This window comes from uncultured Cyclobacterium sp., assembly GCF_963977555.1.
Classification (GTDB): Bacteria; Bacteroidota; Bacteroidia; order Cytophagales; family Cyclobacteriaceae; genus Cyclobacterium.
In genome coordinates this window covers 129,207-149,380 of record NZ_CAXBPD010000016.1, presented here as the reverse complement: position 1 = coordinate 149,380, position 20,174 = coordinate 129,207, and the positions used below count along the sequence as shown (strand labels likewise).

General features: G+C 39.7%; 16 protein-coding genes. 13 read left to right on the top strand and 3 right to left on the bottom strand.

Annotation, left to right across the window (positions count from 1 at the left end; genetic code table 11):
* Positions 1–23: 23 nt before the first annotated feature.
* The 3 genes from moaA to AAC073_RS18515 are packed head-to-tail and all read right to left on the bottom strand — an operon-like array spanning position 24 to position 1,701.
* A complete protein-coding gene (gene moaA, locus AAC073_RS18525; RefSeq protein ID WP_339925297.1) occupies positions 24–1,013 on the bottom strand; it encodes a GTP 3',8-cyclase MoaA in 990 nt (329 codons plus the stop codon).
* Between the two features lie 33 nt (positions 1,014–1,046).
* On the bottom strand, positions 1,047–1,460 hold the full coding sequence (locus AAC073_RS18520) for a molybdenum cofactor biosynthesis protein MoaE (RefSeq protein ID WP_339925296.1): 414 nt from the start codon (positions 1,458–1,460) through the stop codon (positions 1,047–1,049).
* Position 1,461: 1 nt separating this feature from the next.
* The gene (locus tag AAC073_RS18515) at positions 1,462–1,701 is read right to left on the bottom strand and encodes a MoaD/ThiS family protein (protein WP_339925295.1); all 240 of its coding nucleotides are present in this window, start codon (positions 1,699–1,701) and stop codon (positions 1,462–1,464) included.
* Positions 1,702–2,378: 677 nt separating this feature from the next.
* Here AAC073_RS18515 and AAC073_RS18510 point away from each other — a divergent pair.
* The 13 genes from AAC073_RS18510 (at position 2,379) to AAC073_RS18450 (ending at position 20,091) form a co-directional block, all read left to right on the top strand.
* Positions 2,379–2,966, top strand: a complete 588-nt coding sequence (locus AAC073_RS18510; RefSeq protein WP_339925294.1) for a sigma-70 family RNA polymerase sigma factor — start codon at positions 2,379–2,381, stop codon at positions 2,964–2,966.
* Positions 2,967–3,095: 129 nt separating this feature from the next.
* Positions 3,096–4,124 carry a FecR domain-containing protein gene (locus tag AAC073_RS18505; protein WP_339925293.1) on the top strand — a complete coding sequence of 343 codons (1,029 nt, stop codon included), beginning with the start codon at positions 3,096–3,098 and terminating at the stop codon, positions 4,122–4,124.
* A 43-nt stretch (positions 4,125–4,167) separates the two neighbouring features.
* Positions 4,168–7,629 carry a SusC/RagA family TonB-linked outer membrane protein gene (locus AAC073_RS18500; RefSeq protein WP_339925292.1) on the top strand — a complete coding sequence of 1,154 codons (3,462 nt, stop codon included), beginning with the start codon at positions 4,168–4,170 and terminating at the stop codon, positions 7,627–7,629.
* Positions 7,630–7,679: 50 nt separating this feature from the next.
* Positions 7,680–9,212 (top strand): SusD/RagB family nutrient-binding outer membrane lipoprotein, encoded by a 1,533-nt coding sequence (locus AAC073_RS18495; protein WP_339925291.1) that lies wholly within the window; start codon positions 7,680–7,682, stop codon positions 9,210–9,212.
* Positions 9,213–9,392: 180 nt separating this feature from the next.
* A complete protein-coding gene (locus AAC073_RS18490) occupies positions 9,393–10,166 on the top strand; it encodes an aldolase/citrate lyase family protein (protein WP_339925290.1) in 774 nt (257 codons plus the stop codon).
* Positions 10,167–10,170: 4 nt separating this feature from the next.
* Positions 10,171–11,604: an SLC13 family permease gene (locus tag AAC073_RS18485; RefSeq protein WP_339925289.1), complete on the top strand. Its 1,434-nt coding sequence runs from the start codon at positions 10,171–10,173 to the stop codon at positions 11,602–11,604.
* Between the two features lie 24 nt (positions 11,605–11,628).
* On the top strand, positions 11,629–12,792 hold the full coding sequence (locus AAC073_RS18480; RefSeq protein WP_339925288.1) for a mannonate dehydratase: 1,164 nt from the start codon (positions 11,629–11,631) through the stop codon (positions 12,790–12,792).
* A gap of 72 nt (positions 12,793–12,864) precedes the next feature.
* A complete protein-coding gene (locus AAC073_RS18475) occupies positions 12,865–13,740 on the top strand; it encodes a 2-hydroxy-3-oxopropionate reductase (protein ID WP_339925287.1) in 876 nt (291 codons plus the stop codon).
* Between the two features lie 18 nt (positions 13,741–13,758).
* Complete coding sequence (locus AAC073_RS18470) at positions 13,759–15,072, top strand: enolase C-terminal domain-like protein (RefSeq protein ID WP_339925286.1); 1,314 nt, start codon at positions 13,759–13,761, stop codon at positions 15,070–15,072.
* Between the two features lie 80 nt (positions 15,073–15,152).
* A complete protein-coding gene (locus tag AAC073_RS18465; RefSeq protein ID WP_339925285.1) occupies positions 15,153–16,100 on the top strand; it encodes an RraA family protein in 948 nt (315 codons plus the stop codon).
* A 170-nt stretch (positions 16,101–16,270) separates the two neighbouring features.
* Positions 16,271–17,548, top strand: coding sequence for a mandelate racemase/muconate lactonizing enzyme family protein (locus tag AAC073_RS18460; RefSeq protein ID WP_339925284.1), 1,278 nt, complete (start codon positions 16,271–16,273; stop codon positions 17,546–17,548).
* 24 nt (positions 17,549–17,572) lie between these two features.
* Positions 17,573–19,051, top strand: a complete 1,479-nt coding sequence (locus AAC073_RS18455) for a mandelate racemase/muconate lactonizing enzyme family protein (RefSeq protein ID WP_339925283.1) — start codon at positions 17,573–17,575, stop codon at positions 19,049–19,051.
* Positions 19,052–19,155: 104 nt separating this feature from the next.
* Entirely contained in the window at positions 19,156–20,091 is a 936-nt protein-coding gene (locus tag AAC073_RS18450; protein WP_339925282.1) for an RraA family protein, read from the top strand.
* The last annotated feature ends 83 nt before the right edge of the window (positions 20,092–20,174 follow it).

The following is a 20,174-nucleotide window of genomic DNA, read 5'->3' as shown; positions in this document are numbered from 1 at the left end:
TTTAATTTATCCTCCAGGAAAATTCATCCCCCTAAAAAAGACATAGAATTTTTAGATCCATCAGCAATCAGGTTTTCAGCCTCGAATCCATCTTTAGCTTTACCTGCAACAGCAGAAAGAATGGCTGATTTTAAACCCTCTTCTCCGGCACCACTACGTAAAATGTCCCTAAGGTTGCAGACAGGAGGGCCATATAGGCAGGTCCTTAACTCTCCAGTAGCGGAAAGCCTAATTCGGTTACAAGTACCGCAAAAAGTACGGCTAAATGCGGGAATTATACCAAAACTACCTAAATATCCAGGAACTTGGTAATTAATAGAGGTGCTGTTTGATTCATCTACTAATTTCTGTATTTCTGGAAAATGATTTTCAATATGGCTATAAAGTGCTTTATAGTTCCACTCTGGAATTTCAAAATTATCAGTCCCATTGAAGGGCATTTCTTCCAAAAACCTTACTGATAAGGGATTTTTTTCAGTCAATTTTATGAAAGGAACAATGTCGTCAATGTTCTTTCTCCCATCGATCACACAGTTAAGCTTTACATTGAAGTCTTGTGCTAACAATTCATCAATGCAGGACATGACCTCATCAAATTTATCACGTCTTGTGATTTCGTGAAAGCGCTGAGGATCCAATGAATCTAATGAAATATTTACTTTTCTAATACCCAAAATGGCGAGTTGACCAATTTGTTCTTTACTTATGGATCCATTGCTAGTTAGGGTTATTTCCTTAAGTCCTTTGTTGTTAGAAAGCAATTCTAAAAATTCCACAATGCCTTTTCGTACAAAAGGTTCTCCTCCGGTAATCCTTATTTTTTTCACCCCTAGATTCACAAAAATCTTTGTGATATAATCCAGTTCCTCATACGTTAGTAGGTCTTCCCGTTGGACAAAGTTCATTCCTTCCTCTGGCATACAATAGTAGCACCTAAAGTTACAGCGATCCGTCACTGATAACCTTAGATAGTCTAGTTTTCTGCCATATTTATCTATAAGCTCTTGCTGCATATGATTGTTATTGGGGATTTCGTATTCCCAAAATTAAGGGTGTGCATTTACCCATACCGTTTGGTCGGTAAAGTATTCTTTTTTCCAAATTGGAACAGTCTTCTTAAGTTCATCTATAAGAAATCGACATGACTCAAAGGCGTCTTGTCTATGGGCGGATGAGGTACCAATGACCACTACAGGGTCTCCTATTTGTTTGACTCCCAACGCATGAACGATTATTATTTTTTTGAGTGGCCATTTCTTTGCTGCAATTTCTGCTAATTTGTTCATTTCCGATATAGCCATCGGTTCATAAGCCTCAAATTCTAATTTTACAACATCTTTCCCTTCGGCATGGTTTCTCACATTACCAATAAAAAGATCCATTCCACCTGCTTCAGGATGTTGCAAAAAGGAGTATATCTCATTTAGCTCAATTTGATCAACCAGTTTTATTTGTATCATTTTATCCTCCACTTACTGGTGGTATTAAGGCCACTTCTTTTGCAGTTCCAATGGCCAAGGTGTCATCAGCATATTCAAGATCAACAGCAATACCAATACTGTTAAGGTTTCCCATTCGTGGATATTTTTCCAATAACCATTTCTTTAAATCCAATACGGTCACAATGGATGGGTCCTCTGGGAATTCTAGTTCTCTTTTACCAACAATGTCCTTGGAAATTCCGAATAATTGAATTTTCATTTTTAATAGTATTCATTGATCTAATTTTAAATTTAAGCATAAGCAACCGATATAGCATAGCGGTTGGCACAATATTAATTGAAAAGGAGCATTGAAAAATCCTAAAGGACAATGAGGACCGTTAATAAGCTTGATTTTTAAGTCTAATAAGGCATTTTAAAATTGATAGAAATAGGTGGTAATCTGGAATAAAATTTTCAATAGCCGGATTTTTTTCTTGATATGATAAAAAAACGCAACAGCAGGTTAGCACTTAATCGATTGACTGTAGTCTAGATGGGATTAGTTGAAAGTATTTTGCTGTAACTGGGAAGAATCCAAAGTGGAAGGCAATTATGTAGGATCTATACAAAATAAGAGATGGAAAAATCTAAATTTTTAAAAATTTATAAGTGAGCATTTTTTGAAAAGCTTTTCAGTGATAACAGCTATCCGCATAAAAAATCTTATCCTAAATCATCGTTAGTCTATAAAAAAGCAAATTAACTATGATATAATCCATTAATTCAATTATTTCATAAAAATTCAATATAAATTTACTTAACCTCTATCTTATTTGTAAAAAATTTTAATTATCAATAGGGTGTGCTGTATAATTATGGATTTATAGCTAATAATTGTGTATTTATAGAAAAATTCATTACTTGTATTGTGATGTTTCTAAATAAACCTATTAAATGAATAACCAGCAATCCGTTCCTGAGCTTGTAGGCTTGTTGCAAACGGGAGATCAAAAGGCCTACATTAATTTGTATAATTTTTTCGCACCGAAAATTTTAAACACCTGCAAGAAAATGTATTTAAATCAACAAGACGCGGAAGAGGTGGTGCAAGAAGTGTTTTTAAAAGTGTGGGAAAAACGAGGGCAATTGGACAATTCCTTGTCCTTTAATGCCTATTTATTGACCATTATGCGATCGTTGATATTTAAACGATCCAGAAAACAGGCTTTGGACATTGCTTATCAAAAATACAACATCCAATTTCTAAGCAAAGAAGACAACTGCACTGAGGAAGCCATTCTTTTTGAAGAAATCAAATCATTCTCTAACAAAGCCATTGCTTCACTGCCGAAGGGGCAACAAGAAGTGTTTTCATTAAAATTCTCTGAGCACTTGACTGCGGATGAAATTGCCGTAAAACTGCATCTTTCCAAAAGAACCGTCGAAAATCAGTTGTATAAAGCAACGAAAGAACTTAAAAAGAAACTAATTTCCAATGAATTGATTCCCTACGAATTATTGATGATGTTATTGATTTATTAATATTATCACCTATATCATGAAAATTTGTAATAATGAGTTTAAATAATTAAAAATTAATTAAATATTAAAGGTGACGTAAGTAAATGTAGGTAATTGAGGATATATACCATATAAACAATAAGGTTCTAAATGGATAACTTTAAGAAGAAGTGGCAAGATTTTCATGATGGCAATCTTTCAAAGAAAGAAGCGGTAGAATTTCTTCATTTTCTTGAAAGTGATTTGGGAAGAGCTAATTTTCAAAAACTCCTTGAACTTACATGGAGGGATCAAGATGAAAAAAAATCAACTATAGACAATCCTACAGCATCCCCTTATTCCTCTAAATTAAATAGTAAGGCTACCCAGAAAAAAAAGCACGATTTTTTTAATAAGTTTTCCATACTAAAAATTTCAAATTTTAAGATATTCATCAAGTACGCTGCCTGTCTGTTCGCTTTAATTCTAGTGCTAAAACACTTGGATATTTTACCAGGTATTACTGGACAGATCTCTAAAGAGTCAGCAGAGCCGGTATGGATAAGCAAGTCAAATCCCAAAGGAGTAAAGTCCAAAATATTATTGCCAGATAGTTCTTGGGTATATTTAAATGCAGGCAGTCAAATACAGTACCCCGAAAACTTTATTGAAAACAGGTATGTGTACCTAAAAGGGGAGGCATTTTTTGAAGTTTTTGAAGACAAGGAGCACCCATTCATTGTCGAAGCCTTTCATGTTAAAACCCAAGTCTTAGGTACTTCATTTAATATAAATTCTCTTGATCAGGAATCCGTTGAAATTGGACTAGCCACAGGTTCTTTAAGAATAATGGATTCCTCCTCCGGCAAAGAATTACTACTCGCTCCTGGAGAAGGAAGTAAAATTATTCCTTCAAATGATGATATAGAAAAGTACAAGATAGACCCAGAGGTGATTTCTGTGTGGAAGGAAGGCATTCTCCATTTTGAGAATGAAAATTTTGAAAGGGCAATAAAGAAATTAGAAAATTGGTATGGAGTGCAAATAACTGTAAAAGGAAAAATCCCGAAAGGAACCTGCAATGGCACTTTTCAAAAAAACACCTACCTCAGCAATGTACTAAAAGTGCTGGGACATGCTTTGGACTTTAAATCCGAAATCGATAAAAATCAAGTAATAATAAATACAAAAAGTGAATGAATAGATAGTAATAAAATTAGTTCTAACCAATACCCAAAATCCCATGAAACAAGTTTTATTTAAAAAGTTTAACGCCCTAAAGTTTAGATTACTGATCGTAGGGATGCTAAGCATGGTCACAATGCTGCCTGCATTGGCTGCCAATACTGCCAAGAGTATTGAGGATGTAAAGATTAAAATGGACTTCTTGGAAGGAAATTTAGAAGATCTCTTAGGAAATATAGAAAGTAAAACCGAGTATAAGTTCTTCTATACGGATCAAGCCATAGTAGACAAAGATGTGCTTACCCTAGATCGAAGCAAAGGATCGGTAGCAGATATTCTAAAAGACCTTGCAAGATTAAAAAATCTACATTTTAAACAAGTCAATAACAATATAAGTGTTAAATTTTTGGAGAGCAAAGCCAAAAATCCCGACCTAGTGATTGTATTGAATGAGGCAGATATTGCCATAAGGGGTAAGATCACTGATGATAGTGGGGAGCCTATACCGGGCGTTGCCATCTCTGTAGTTGGTACCTCCATAGGTACCATTACCAATATTGATGGTGATTACTCCTTAAATGTTCCTGAGGATGGTGTCCTATCAGTTTCTTATATAGGATTCAGCACCCAAAGAATTGAAGTCAACTCGAGGTCTATCATAAATATCACTTTGGTTGAGGCCATTGCTGGTTTGGATGAAGTCGTGGTAACAGCACTTGGTATCAAAAGAGAGGCTAAAAGTCTAGGTTATGCCACTTCTACGGTAGCATCCGATGAAATGACCATTAACAGGACGCCAAACTTCATCAACTCCCTACAGGGAAAAGTAGCTGGGGTAAACATTACCTCCATGGGCTCAGGACCTCAGGGAAGTAGTAAAATCAGGATTAGAGGCGTTTCTTCTTTCGGAGGAAACAACTCTCCTTTGATCGTAGTGAATGGTGTTCCTATTGACAATACAAATTTTGGTGTAAGTGGAGATGTTTCTGAAGTGGGTAGCAACAGAAAGTCGGATAGCGGTGATGGCTTAAGTAGTATTAATCCTGATGACATTACCTCAATGTCTGTATTGAAAGGAGCTGCAGCGTCAGCTTTGTATGGAGCAAGAGCAAAGGATGGCGTAATCATGATTACTACTAGAAACAGGGCCTCAGGATCGGGAATACAAATTGAACTCAATACCAATTACACCAATGATACCCCATTAGATTATACCGATTACCAATATGAATATGGACAAGGTGAAGGAGGAATAAGACCAAATTCACCACGGCCAGTTTCAGGCGTTTGGAGTTTCGGAGAAAAAATTGAACCTGGTATGACTCAGATTCTCTTTGATGGCGTAGAGGTACCTTATACCGCCCAACCAAATAAAATCAGAGATTATTATAGAAATGGGTCCACACTATCCAATACGATCACCCTTTCATCTGGTGGCGAAAACGGAGGTTTTAGCTTGTCAGTTGCCAATATGGACAGTAAAGCCATTTTACCAGGATCCAATTACAACCGTAAAACCATTAACTTAGGTTTTACTCAAAACATAAAAAAATTAACGGTTTCAGGAAATATAAATTATTCTAAAGAAGATAGAATAAATCCACCAAACATAGCAGAGCAGGATTTTAGCCCTGTGGTCATTTATACTTTGGCAAGCTCTCTGCCTTTGGCTTTGTTAGAAGAATATGCTTTTGATGAAAATGGTGATGAATTCCCTTATTCTAGATTTACCAATAGAACCAATCCTTATTTTGCACTTTCGAGATTTGAAAACAACATAAGAGACAGGGTATATGGCAATGTAACAGCCAAATATGACATCACTGATTGGTTGTATGTACAAGGTAGGTTTGGACAAGATTTTTATTCCAGAGATTCTGAATACAATTTGCCTACGGGGTCTCAACGACAATCCTCACCTCCTCCAGGATTCGTAAATGGCCAATACATTCAGGACATTAGAAGATTTAGGGAAGTCAATACAGATTTTCTTGTTGGTATGAACAAGACATTTGGAGACTTTGGATTATTGGTCAACCTTGGAGGTAACCAAATGTACCGAAAACTGGATGTTAACACCCTCTTGGGAGAAAACTTTTATACCCGTGATCTTTATACAATAGGTAATTCAAGTAAAATCACCACCAATTACAGCATTTCTGAAAGACAGGTAAATTCCTTGTATGCGAGTTCTGAATTGTCATGGAAAGGTTTCCTTTATTTGAATGGAACGGTTAGAAATGACTGGTTTTCTACCCTTTCTCCAGCCAATAGAAGTATCGTTTACCCATCAATAACAGGTAGTTTTGTCTTCTCTCAGGCTTTTGAAAACCTTCCCAATTGGATTTCCTTTGGAAAGGTTAGATTGGCCTATGCGGAAGTAGGTAGTGATACAGATGTGCAGCCATATGCCAATAACCTGTTCTACAATATTAATCAACAACAATTCCCCAATTCCAATGGAGTTGCCCAACCTGTAGGCTCAGTTAGTGGTTCCGTGGTACCGAATGCCAATCTGAGACCTATGAGAGTCACTGAAAAGGAAATTGGTCTTGAAATGACTTTGTTCGATAACCTTCGTTTTGAAGTGTCCTATTATGACAAGTTATCTTCCGATCAAATTCTTCAAGCGCAAATTTCTGATGGATCAGGCTATATCAATCAATTGATTAATGTAGGAGAAAGTGAGAACAAAGGAGTGGAAATGTATGCTTCCATTTCTCCAGTAAAAACGGCTGACTTTGAGTGGAATTTTGGAGCAAATGCTTCTTATAACCAATCTAAGGTACTAAGTCTTGGAGATGATGTAGAAGGTACTTTTATTACAGTAGGAGACGCAGAGTTTCATGGAGAGTTAAGGCAAGAGGTAGGTAAGCCAATGGCGCAATTGTACGGTTGGGGTTTCCTTAGAGATGATCAGGGTAGACAAATTTTTGATCCAAATAGCGGGCGCCCACTAAGATCAAACGAACAATTGAATTTTGGTTCGGCAATACCTGTATGGGTTGGTGGTTTTACCAACAGCTTCAATTATAAAAAGCTTAGTTTTTCCTTCTTAATAGATTTCAAACTAGGTCACAAAATGATTTCTGGAACGCATATCAATGCCTATAGACATGGTTTGGATAAAGCCACGCTTGTTGGCAGAGATCAGGGATTTGTAGTTGGAGATGGGGTTAACCCGAATGGAGAGGTCAATACAGCCCAGTCAGCTATACAGCCATTTTATGAAACCATTCGTTCTGGAAGAATGTCTGAGCAATCTGTATTCAATGCTGGATCTTGGCAATTACGCCAGTTAACACTGGGATATGATTTAAGTAGTTTAATTCAGAACAATAACTTTATAAAGGGATTGAAATTCAATGTTGTTTCGAACAATGTAGCTGTAATTAAAAAATGGGTGCCACACATTCACCCTGACCAAAATGGTATAATCTCAGATAATAATGCTGGTCTGGAAGCTACCGGATTACCTATTACAAGAAGTATTGGTTTTAACCTAAATGTGAAGTTTTAATGGCTTTGCAACCTCCAATCAAACATGTGTTACAACTAAAATTATCAGAGATGAAAAAGTCTAAAAAATCATATATCTATCCCATTATTTTACTGTTCATTCTATTCTCCTGTGATTCAGGTTTTGATGAAATGAACACCAATCCTGTTCGACTCACTTCTATTGATCCTAGCTTTCAATTGAATCAGGCTATTATTTCTAGTTCACCTGGATACAACAACTTGACCTATGAGGTAACCATAGTTCGACAAATGATAACTCCTTTTCAAGGCGTGGGTACTGGTGGTAATTTGAATCAAGACAATAGAGCCGCTACCCAAGGCAACTGGGACAATGGCTACAGAACTGTTTTAAAGAACCTTATTGATGGTTTAGCCAATCTTGAAGCCACACCTTCCAGAACTAATCTCGCCCATATTTTGAAGATATGGAAGGCGCATACTTTCTTAATGTTAACAGATACCTATGGTGATATACCCTATTCCGAAGCTGGTAAAGGCTATATTGAAGGTTTGGTTTTCCCAAAATACGACTCTCAGGAAAGTATATATACAGCAATATTAAGCGATCTAGAAGCTGCCGCACAAGGTTTAAATGCTTCAAATGATGCCATAGGTCAGGAAGTGATGTACAGCGGAAATGTAGAACAATGGAAAAGATTAGCGAATTCATTAATGCTCAGAGCTGGTATGCGTTTGTCAAAGGTCAATCCTACCTTAGCGGCTTCCTATGCTAGCAAGGCAGTAGCAGGAGGCTTAATGCAGTCCAATGATGACAATGCAGTAGTAAGACACAATGCTGATTATCGAAATGGGGTAGGTACCAACCTGAATGGAGGCCAAGCACCATTCTACTACCTTGATGAGGAGTTTGTCAACTTTCTGCAAGCCAATAATGATCCACGATTAACCTCAATAGCTGTTAGGTATAACAATGCCCTTAGTGGTAATGATCAAGTAGAAGCCAATGCTAACAGGACTTTTGATGCACAGGTTGGGATGCCTCAAGGGTATGATAATACCACAATCATACCTGTAGTAGCGGAAGCAGGATTAGCGAGTCTTTTCAACTATAGCCAGTTGGACAGAAGTAGAATGGGAAATCCTGAAGCCCCAAATTTTCTGGTTACCTATTCACAAACGCTTTTACTCTGGGCAGAAGCTGCTTTTAGAGGTTGGGCTCCTGGTGATGCAGAACAACTTTACCATGATGGTATCAGAGCGCATATGGAACAAATGGCATTGTGGGGTAGTAACGTCTCCATACCTTCCCAGGAGATAGAGGCATACATTGCTGCACATCCGCTAGAATCAGGAAAAGAGCTGGAACTAATAAATACCCAGTATTGGGTATCATCCTATTTAATTGGTCATGAAGCCTGGTCAAACTTTAGAAGATCAGGTTACCCTGACGTGGATCCTAATCCCTATCCTGGTAGTGATCTGAAAGAGGAAGATTTTATTAGAAGACTGACCTATCCAGATGCTGAATTGACCGTAAATAAAGCAAATGTGGACCAGGCTACTAGTAGAATGGGAGCAGACAACCTTGATACCAGGGTTTGGTGGGATGTCAAGCAATAAAACCATACCAAATGGTAATGAATTTCTTGACTATTTATCAATAAAATAAAAACCGGATTATGTAATCTTATGACAATTGCATAATCCGGATTACTTAAATAAGGGGTTAATATTCAATCCATCACAATGCATAAAATGGACTGCCTATTTCAAGGTCTGTGCTAAGAAAGTAAAGCTTAAATGAAAAAAATCAAAAATAGAATAAATGCTGGCGAAACATTGGCTGGTTGCTGGCTGAATCTTGGCAGCGCGGTGACCGCAGAAATTGTGGGGTCGTCAGGTTATGACTGGGTACTAATAGATTTGGAACATGGAGCAGGAGAGCAATCCGATCTATTGCACCAGCTTCAGGCCCTGGAACATACCCCTGCAGCAGCTTTGGTCAGGGTGGAAAGCTACCAAAAAGAAAGAATTCACCGCGTACTCGACTTGGGAGCAAGTGGAGTAATGGTCCCAAGGATAAAATCCTCAGCCGAAGCCAAAGCAGCTATAGCAGGAATTCATTACCCACCAATGGGAGTGAGGGGCGTGGCTAAAATGGTTAGAGCAACTGGCTTTGGTAAAAGTTTTGATGCCTATAAGGAGGGGACCTTGGATAACTTACTTGGGGTTATACAGATCGAAACAGTAGAAGCTTTAGAGGAATTGGATGAAATTGCTGCTCTTCCTGGAGTGGATGTGCTTTTTATAGGTCCAGCAGACCTTACCATGGCACTGGGGATAGATGGAGATTTAGCCCATCCTTTATTTGTAGAAGCAGTAAATAAAATCATTACAGCAGCAAAGAATGCAGGAAAAGCTGTGGGCATTTTAATTTTTGATCCCAATGACTTTGAAAAGTACAATGCCATGGGTATCCAACTTATTGCCTGTGGGGCAGACGCTACTTTTGTAGCCAATGGTGCGAGGGCACTTGCCAGTAAACTGAACTCATCTAAAATAAAAAAAGAGTAGGTAAATGCTACATGACCCTTTAATTATTTTAGTAATCGGAATGGCCATCGTTGTTGGTGGCATTATTGGAGGGAAGTTAAATCCTTTCATAGCCCTTATTTTAGCAGCATTGGTTGTGGCCTGGTTAACACCTACTGCAGCAATCGTGGAATTTGCTTTAAGCAAAGGGCAATCTGAATCGGCTGCGAATGCTTTGGCGAGTACTTCCATAGGAGAACGTATCGCTGCTGCTTTTGGAAGTACGGTAGGTAAAATCGGTATTTTGATAGCCATGGCAGCGATTATAGGCAAAGCCATGTTGATGAGTGGAGCCGCAGAAAGGATTGTCAGGTCAATTCTCGGCGTAACTGGAGAGAAAAATGCCCCATTGGCATTTTTAAGCGGAAGTTTTTTTCTTGGTATCCCAGTTTTCTTTGATACGGTCTTTTACCTTATGATCCCCTTGGCCAAAGCCATGGCCATGCGGCTAAAGCAGAGTTATTTGTTGCTGGTATTGTGTATTACAGCAGGTGCAGCCATGGCAAATTCATTGGTTCCACCTACGCCTGGACCTTTATTTCTCATTGCAGAAATGAATATACCTATAGGCATGATGATGGTAGGAGGGTTTCTAGTGGGCTCCGTGACCATTACAGCTGGTTACTTCTTTGCAGTTTGGGTAAACAAAAGAACCCCCATTCCCCTTCGGGAATCATTGGATGCTCCTTTAAGTGAAATTGAAGCTTTGGCCAACAAAGACGAATCACTTTTGCCTTCATTGGGCATTTCCTTGTCACCTATTTTGGTGCCCCTTTTATTGATTACAGGAAGTGCTACCGTCAACACCTTTATGGATGTGAATGCAACAGGAAACGACAATGTTTTCTTAGTATTTTTGCGCTTCTTTGGTGAGAAAAACATGGCCCTGATAATGGGTGCTATGGCAGCACTGTTGACCTTATTTCTTCAAAAAAATAAAGCCAGTACTGGAATGAAAGGTGCTGTTCAATCCGCTTTAACCAGCGGTGGCGTGATCATTTTGATTACAGCTGCAGGAGGGGCATTCGGTGCGATGCTGCAGCAAACAGGTATTAGTTTGAGAATTGCAGACCTAACTTCTGGTTACCAGATGGCCTTAATTCCTTTAGCCTTCTTTATTACTGCACTTGTTAGGACTGCTCAGGGATCAGCGACTGTAGCCATGATTACAGCTTCAGGGATTTTATCAGGAATGTCTACTACTGGTTTAGATTTTCACCATTTATACCTTGGATTAGCCATTGCTTGTGGCTCTAAACTCGTTCCATGGATGAACGACAGCGGCTTTTGGATTGTGTGTAAAATGAGTAACCTTACAGAAAAGGAAGCATTGCGCACCTTTTCGCCATTGCTCACGATCATGGGCCTGGTCGGTCTAATTACAATTATGATTGCTGCAAAAATTTTCCCATTAATTTAACATTGAAAGTAAACCCAGAATAGTATGAAAAATATCCTTAAAACCCTTCAAAGAAGGAAATTTATGAAGTTGTTTGCTTCTGGTACTGCAGGAGCTTTAACCACAGCCTCTGTGGCCATGGGGGCAGATAGGTCTAAATCCAGTCCATCTGGCAATAAATTAATGCCCGCAAAAAAGCTTTTGATGAAAGTTGGCTGCCAGTCGGGAGGAACCTCTGAAGAAAACCTGGCTTTTAAGGCGAGGCACGGGGTTTATAATATGGATGGAGGTATGCCAAAGTTTATACCCGGTGTAGGATGGGATTTGGAAGATTCCCTAAGAAAGAGGGATGCATGCGAAAAATTTGGGATTAGTTTGGATGCCTATCACCTTCCCTTGACCTCTGCAGGCATTGATAGAGTCCAAGTTCCCAATATTATGCTGGGGAAAAGTCCAGAAAGAGACAAGGAAATAGAAATGATCCAGCAGATGATCGAAGTTTCTGCCAAATCAGGGGTCAAATTGCTGAATTACAATACGACCATATTGCCTGTATTGAGGACAGGAAGAACCATAGACCCAAAGCGAGGTAATGCCTCCTACAGCACTTGGAATTATGAAGAAGCACTTAAACGAGAGCAACCAATGACCATTGCAGGGAACGTTGATGCCGATGAAATTTTTGAAAGAATCGCGTATTTATTGGATAGGATTGTTCCAGTGGCGGAAGAATACAAAGTACAATTGGGAAATCATATCGCCGACCCCCCTGTTCCTGACCAATACAAAGGAATAATGCGATGGAATAGCCCTGAAGTTTTTGAAGGGATGAAGAGGTTTGCTAAATTGTCCGACAGTCCCTACCATGGGTTTAATTTCTGTATTGGATCCATTGCGGAAGGTTTAAGGGATCCTAAAAACGATATCTTTCCGATTATAGAATATTTTGGCAAGCAAAAACAAATATTCAATGTTCATCTTAGAAATATTAAGGGCAACTATAATAATTTTCAGGAAGTTTATCCAGACAATGGAGAAATGAACTTTTTTCATGTTATAAGGGCCTTGAGAGATGTTGAATTTGACGGGATGATAATGCCAGATCACGTGCCAACTCATGAGGCAGAAGGGGCAAGTTCCCAAGCTTTTTCCTTCGCCTATGGACATATTATAGGTATTCTTCAGGCTTTAAAAGATGAAGAGGGCTGACACTTGAATTAGAAAAGAACTATTAACACCATAGAATAAGTGACAATTTTAAATTTATAAAGAGCAACTATTATGAAGAAAGTAGGATTTATAGGATTGGGAATTATGGGTAAGCCCATGGCGATCAATTTAATCGATGCAGGCTATAGTTTAAATATCTTAGACAGCAATAAAGCTGCTGGAGATTTAACCCCAAAAGGAGCAACTGCATTTTCGACCTGTAAAGAGGTAGCCTCAAATTCAGAGATTATTATTACCATGCTTCCAGATTCTCCGGAAGTAAATGAAGTAGTTTTTGGAGATACTGGTGTTTTGGCTGGAATCAAATCAGGAAGTGTATTTGCAGACATGTCTACTATTTCGCCTTCCACGGCTAGAGAAGTGGCAGAAGCAATGCTTCTTAAAGGAGTGGATGCTTTGGATGCTCCTGTTTCGGGAGGCCAGGTTGGTGCCGAGTCGGGTAATTTATCCATTATGGTAGGAGGAAAACAGTCGGCCTACGACACGCTAAAGCCATTGTTTGATGTAATGGGCAAGAGTGCTGTTCTTATAGGAGATGCAGGTGCAGGCCAATTGACAAAAGCATGTAACCAAATGATCGTAGGAATGACCATTCAAGCGGTGGCCGAATCTTTCACTTTGGCCAAAAAGGCTGGAGTGAATCTTGAAAAAATGAGAGAAGCACTTTTAGGCGGTTTTGCACAAAGTAGGATCCTTGATTTACATGGTCAAAGGATTATTGACCGAAATTTTGACCCAGGGTTTAAATTGAAATTGCACCGTAAAGACATGAACATTGCCTTAATGGCTGGAAAAGAATTCAAAGTGCCCTTGTATGGATCTGCCTTGGTGGCCAATCATATGGATGCTGCATTAGCTGCTGGATGGGACGAAAAGGACCATAGTGCACTGGCTTTATTGATGGAAAAATTATCCAACGTGGAATAAACCTTCATTTTCTAAATTATGAATAAAAATATATCAGGTAGGGGACCGATCATTAAAGAGATGATCATAACCCCTATCGCGATTACCGATCCGCCTTTATTGAATGCGGCAGGATTGCACGCTCCCTATGCCTTGCGCACAATTGTTGAATTAGTTACTGAAGATGGAATTATTGGGATCAGTGAAATACCCGGGAATGACGCCATCAACAGTTCACTGGCTGAGGCTGCGAAGATCATTATAGGGAAAGATGTTTATCAATTCGGTAAACTTCAGCAAGCCCTCAATGCCCATTTTGGTACAGATACCAGCAAAGATAGGGGGGATGCGCCTTGGGACCAGCGAAAGCTTGTTCATGTTTTTTCAGCACTAGAAGTGGCCTGCCTTGATATTATCGGTAAAGTCGTTAATCGGCCTATTGTGGACCTTTTGGGAGGGAAAATGCGAGATGCAGTACCTTTTGCTGCTTATTTGTTCTATAAATACGAAGGGGCTGGAGGAGATTTAGGCTTTGGTAAAGAAAAATATGCCACTGGCTGGGATGCTGCCAGACAGGAGGCCGCCATTGACCCAAAAGGAATTGTAGCCCAAGCCAAGGCCATGTGTAAGCACTATGGTTTCCAATCCATTAAGCTGAAAGGGGGAGCATTTGAACCAGCACAAGAAGTTGCTGCTATGTTTGCTTTACACGCCGAATTTGGAGATAAAATGCCACTTAGATTTGACCCAAATGCCATTTGGAAACCAGAAACCGCATTAAAATATGGGAAAGAGATGGAGCCCATTCTAGAGTACTTGGAGGATCCAGTACGTGGTCAGGAGGAAATGGCGAAATTAAGAAAACTGATTTCAACACCTTTGGCAACCAATATGTGTACTACCTCCTTTGATGAAATACCCTCAAGTATACGATTGGGAGCTGAGGACATCATACTTAGTGACCATCACTTTTGGGGAGGATTGAAGGCTTCAATGGAATTGGCAAAGCTGTGCAGCACTTTTGATCGAAAACTATCCATGCATTCCAATAGTCATTTAGGCATTTCTCTGGCGGCTATGGTACATCTGGGCGGGGCATTGCCAGAAGTCCCTTATGCTTTGGACACGCATTACCCCTGGCAATCTGAAGAGGTAATCATAGGTGGAAGTGTAGTTTTTGAAAATGGTGCTGTTGAGGTACCAAGCGGGCCTGGGTTAGGAGTGGAATTAGACCGAAAGGCTTTAGCCAAACTTCACCAACAATACCTCGACAGTGGATTATCCAAAAGAGACGATCAAATAGAAATGAGAAAAGTGCAAGCAGATTGGACTTTTCAAAAAATAAGGTGGTAAAAAGACCTCTAGGTATTTGTAAATCCTATTCCATTTTGGTTGAGGACTAAAATATGTTTTTTTAATTAAACCTACTACGTATGAAGAATTGGATAACGATAAAAGCCTTCTGTGCAATTTCATTTTTCTTACTTGTAATCATACAAACTGAGGGGCAACAGATAAGCAAAGAAGAAATGCTTTTCCTAACCCCAGAGTGGAATGGAGAAAGATTTGATGATGGAAGACCCAAGGTTTCTGATTCGCTTATAGAACGGATGAAAGCGGTAACCCATGAAGAAGCCTGGGCTGTACTAAAGAATGAAGGTTATAAATACCAATATGCGGAAGGCTGGGAGACCATTCACCCCGACAGTGTATTGGTGGGAAGAGCCCTTACAGCGACATTCATGCCCGGAAGACCAGATATACATGAGGCCATTGACAAAAGAGGAAAGGCGGAAGGTAAACGTGGCCAAAACAGTTGGCCTGTAGCTCTTTTAGTGCCCGGCGATGTTTATGTAGCCGACCAGTTTGGCCTTCACAATGGAGGGCCTACAATTGGTGATAATGTTGGAAACGCCATTTATTCGAAATCTGGAAACGGCATCGTGTATGATGGCGCAATTAGGGACATTAATGGTTTAAAAGCCATTGGAGGTTTTGTATCTTATTTTAGTAGTTATCATCCATCGCATCACAATCAGTCAGGTGATTTGAATACCATGTTGATTGGAATCAATACCCCAACCAAAATCAGGCAAGTAACGGTTATGGCGGGGGATGTTGTATTGGGCAGAGATGGGGCAGTTACCTTTATTCCACCTCATTTGGCCGAAAAGGTTGTCGTTACCTCAGAAGTGGTTCGACTACGAGATATGTTTGGCCATAGTAGAATTAAAGCAGGGATATACACAGCAGGCCAAATAGACACGCGTTGGTCTCCAGAAATAGAGAAAGATTTTTCTAAATGGCTTAGCAATCATATAGATGAACTGCCTATTCCCAAAGAACAAATTAGAGAAATACTTGAAAACAGAACTTGGTAATTAAAAGGTATTGAGATAAAATAGGCAATGACTGGCTTACTGGCAGATAAATTTAAAGTATAGATGAGTTGACCCTTTTGATTGTAGTATCGAGCAAAGTATGGGTTGACTGTACTTTAAGAGAATTGACCCATTTTTAACTAGCAACGATTAACCCAAAATATTTCATCATGACTAAAAACATACACCGAAGGTCTTTTCTTTCCAAGGCGGCACTGACAGGCATAACAGGAACGGCTTTTATGGCCAACTACGGAACAGCATTATCTGCTGCTGTGGATAAAATGCCCTCACATTCCAACCCATCTACCCTTAAAATCACAGACGTTAAGTGCGGCTTTGTAAGAGGTGCTTTATATGTTAAAATTTATACCAATCAGGATGTGATAGGCTGTGGTGAAGCCGTCGATGCCATACATGGGACTTACCACTTGGTCAAAAGACTAGGGGGCCAAATCAAAGGAGAAAACCCACTAAACCCTAACCGACTCGCTGAACAATTGAGAAAAGGAGCCTTTTTTGGAGGTGCTCAATCCGGGGTATTTGTAGCAGTGCTCACCGCAATAGAAACAGCTCTTTGGGACATCACTGGAAAAGTTTTCGGTGTTCCGGTTTACCAGCTACTAGGCGGTAAATTCAGGGATAAAATCAGGGTGTATTGTGATACTGCCCTGTACACCTCTAGAAACCCAAGTCCTGAAGATTATGCGAAAGCTGCCAGAGGGGCGGTGGATAGGGGATATACCGCAGTAAAGTTTGATGTAGACGATGGGAGGGATCCCAACAAATACGATCGCTTCAATTGGACCGCAAGCCCCGCGGAGATAGATAGGATGTACAATGCCATTGCTGCGGTGAGAGAAGAAGTCGGCAGGGGCATCGATATCTGTGTGGACATGCACGGCAGGTATGATTATATAACAGGTGTAAAAATGGCCCAAATGTATGAAGACCTTGACCTCATGTGGCTGGAGGAGCCCATACCGGCAGATAATCCTAACCTTTACCAGAAACTCACCCAACAAACCAGCACTCCTATATGTACAGGTGAGAATGTATACCTGGCTTATGGCTTTGTAAATTTGCTCACTGAAGGAGGAGCAGATATAATCATGCCGGACATACAAAAAGCAGGTGGATTAGGTGAAGCCCAGCGAATAGCAAACCTTTCAAATTTATTTTATGTACCCTTTAGTCCTCATATGGTTGCCTCTTTTTTAGGAGCCATGGCTTCTTGTCACGTGTGTGCCTCTGTTCCAAATTTCCAAATTATGGAATGGCAAATTTACATGGACACGGATCAGATGTGGAAGGACATAGTGACCTACGATGGAGAGAGAACCAAAGATGGATTCATTGCCCTTTCTGAAAAACCGGGTATTGGGGTAGAAATCAATGAGGAAGGAATGAGAAAATATGCAGTTAAGGACATACCTTTTTTTGAATAGTAATTTTTAATTAAACAAATAACGATGAAACCAATTGACAACCCAAAATTTAGTAACCTCTTTAATTTACCTACTTCAGCTAAAAAAGAGGAGCCTCAAAAATTAATTGTACCTCCCGAAACGGCAATTCCCGATCGCAGGTCATTCCTTCAAAAAGCAGCGCTAGGAGGCCTGGGTCTCGGGGCATTTATGTCTATGCCAATCGAGGATACCCTTGCACATTCGATGCAGAACGTCAACCGAAATTCTAATCCATCAGATTTAAGGATTACCGACTTGAGAATTGCAGAGGTTGTAGGAGCACCTATGCGATGTCCAATTATCAGAATAGATACCAATCAGGGGATATATGGTTTGGGAGAAGTACGTGATGGTGCCAGTGCCAGGTATGCTTTGGTACTGAAAAGCCGTATTTTAGGGGAAAATCCTTGTCAGATAGAAAGGCTTTTCAAAAAAATCAAACTTTTTGGTAATCATGCCCGCCAAGCTGGAGGTGTCTGTGGAATTGAAATGGCCCTATGGGATTTGGCAGGTAAAGCTTATAATGTGCCTATTTATCAAATGCTCGGTGGTAAATACAGGGATTCTATCCGTTTGTATTCAGATACTACAAAATCCAATGATCCAGCAGTCTTTGCAGACCGTATGAAAGCAAGAAAAGACAAGGGCTACACGTTTCTAAAAATGGACTTTGGTGTAGAGATGGTAAAAGACAATAAAGGTTCTGTGGTTAATACCAAAGCATTCGGGAAAGGGAAGGAATGGGATTCTGAGTATGGAAGTTACGGCCGTACCGGCCATCCTTTCACGGGAGTTCAAATTACAGATAAGGGAATTGCTGAGATGGTAGAATTCGTTGCTGCGGTTAGGGATAAGATTGGGTATGAAATCCCTCTTGCAGCAGATCATTTTGGGCACTTCGATTACAAAGAATGTATTCGCCTTGGTGAAGCATTGGAACCTTATCGTTTGGCCTGGTTAGAAGACATGGTTCCCTGGTTTTATACTGAAAAATGGAAACAAATAACAGATGCTATCAAAACACCCACGCTAACTGGTGAAGATATTTTTCTTAAAGAAGAGTTTATTAAATTGATTGATGCCAGGGCCATTGATATGATTCAGCCAGATTTGGCATCCTCTGGAGGGATATTGGAAACAAAGAAAATAGGCGATTATGCAGAAGAACAAGGGATACCTATGGCCATGCATTTTGCAGGTACGCCAGTTTCCTTCATGGCCAATATTCATTGTGCTGCTGCAACTGAAAACTTTATTTCCCTAGAACATCACTCTGTGGACATCCCATGGTGGGAAGACATGGTGAAAGATATTCCTAAACCTTTGGTCATTGATGGTTTTGCGAAGGTACCAGATGGCCCCGGACTTGGTATAACACTGAACGAAGAGGTGATCAAGCAACACTTACAGGAAGGTACTGAGTACTTTGCGCCCACTGAGGATTGGAATACAGACCGGTCCAATGATAGGTGGTGGAGTTAATTGGCATTCCCTAAAATTATCGATCAAATAATTTAGATTGAAGACGGGTTGCTTTATTACTTTCTTTTCTGGAAATTCACATTTTAATACTATTAAACATGATTATGATGAAGAAGATTACACTTGCTTGCCTAGTATGTTTATCTGCTTTTACTATGGAAAGTTTTTCCCAACAAATTTCCCCTACACCAGATCAAATTAAAGCTTTGACCGTAGAATGGGAAGGGGAAAGGTTTCCTGATGGAAGGCCGAAAGTTTCAGATGAATACCTTGAAAGACTTAAAGCCATATCTGTAGAAGAGGCTTGGGGGATTTTGAGAAACAAGGGGTATAACAATCAGTTTGAAAACGATTGGATTATTTTAGATGACAATGAAGTAATGACCGGTAGAGCTGTCACTGCTCAATACATGCCTTTCAGAGAGGACGTCAATAATCTGGTAAAGAAAATTGGCAAAGAAGAAGGTAGAGCCCAATCTGGTGGAACCAATTCCTGGCCTATCGATGGTTTGGTGGATGGTGATATTTATATCGCTGACAGCTATGGTAAAATAGCTGATGGTACCTTAATTGGGGATAATTTAGGGATTGCTATTCAAACCAATTCCAATAGAGGGGTAATCTTTAACGGTGCGGTTAGAGACATGGCTGGTTTATCTAAAATTGAAGGTTTTAATCTTTGGATTAAAGGTCATGATCCTTCCTATATTCAGGAGATGATGCTTACCACTATTAATTACCCAATCAGAATAGGAAGAGCAACTGTTTTACCTGGAGATGCAGTATTGGCAAATAAATGGGGTGTAATATTCATTCCTGCTCATCTGGTTGCAGACCTTGTTATCAATGCCGAATTTACTTCCCTTAGAGATCAATTCGGTCACCTTAGACTTCAGGAGAAGACGTATACTGCTGGTGAAATTGATAGTCGATGGAGTGAAAAAATCAAAGGTGATTTCATGTCCTGGTTAAATACTAAAAGTGATCTACCTATGAGTAAGGCTGAACTTGATGCCTACTTAAAAGATAGAAACTGGTAAATTACACCTATCCTACTTTGCTAAACCTCCCTCAGAAGCCCGAGGGAGGTTTTTTCCTGTTTGTGTTGAATAAGGGTCAGCTT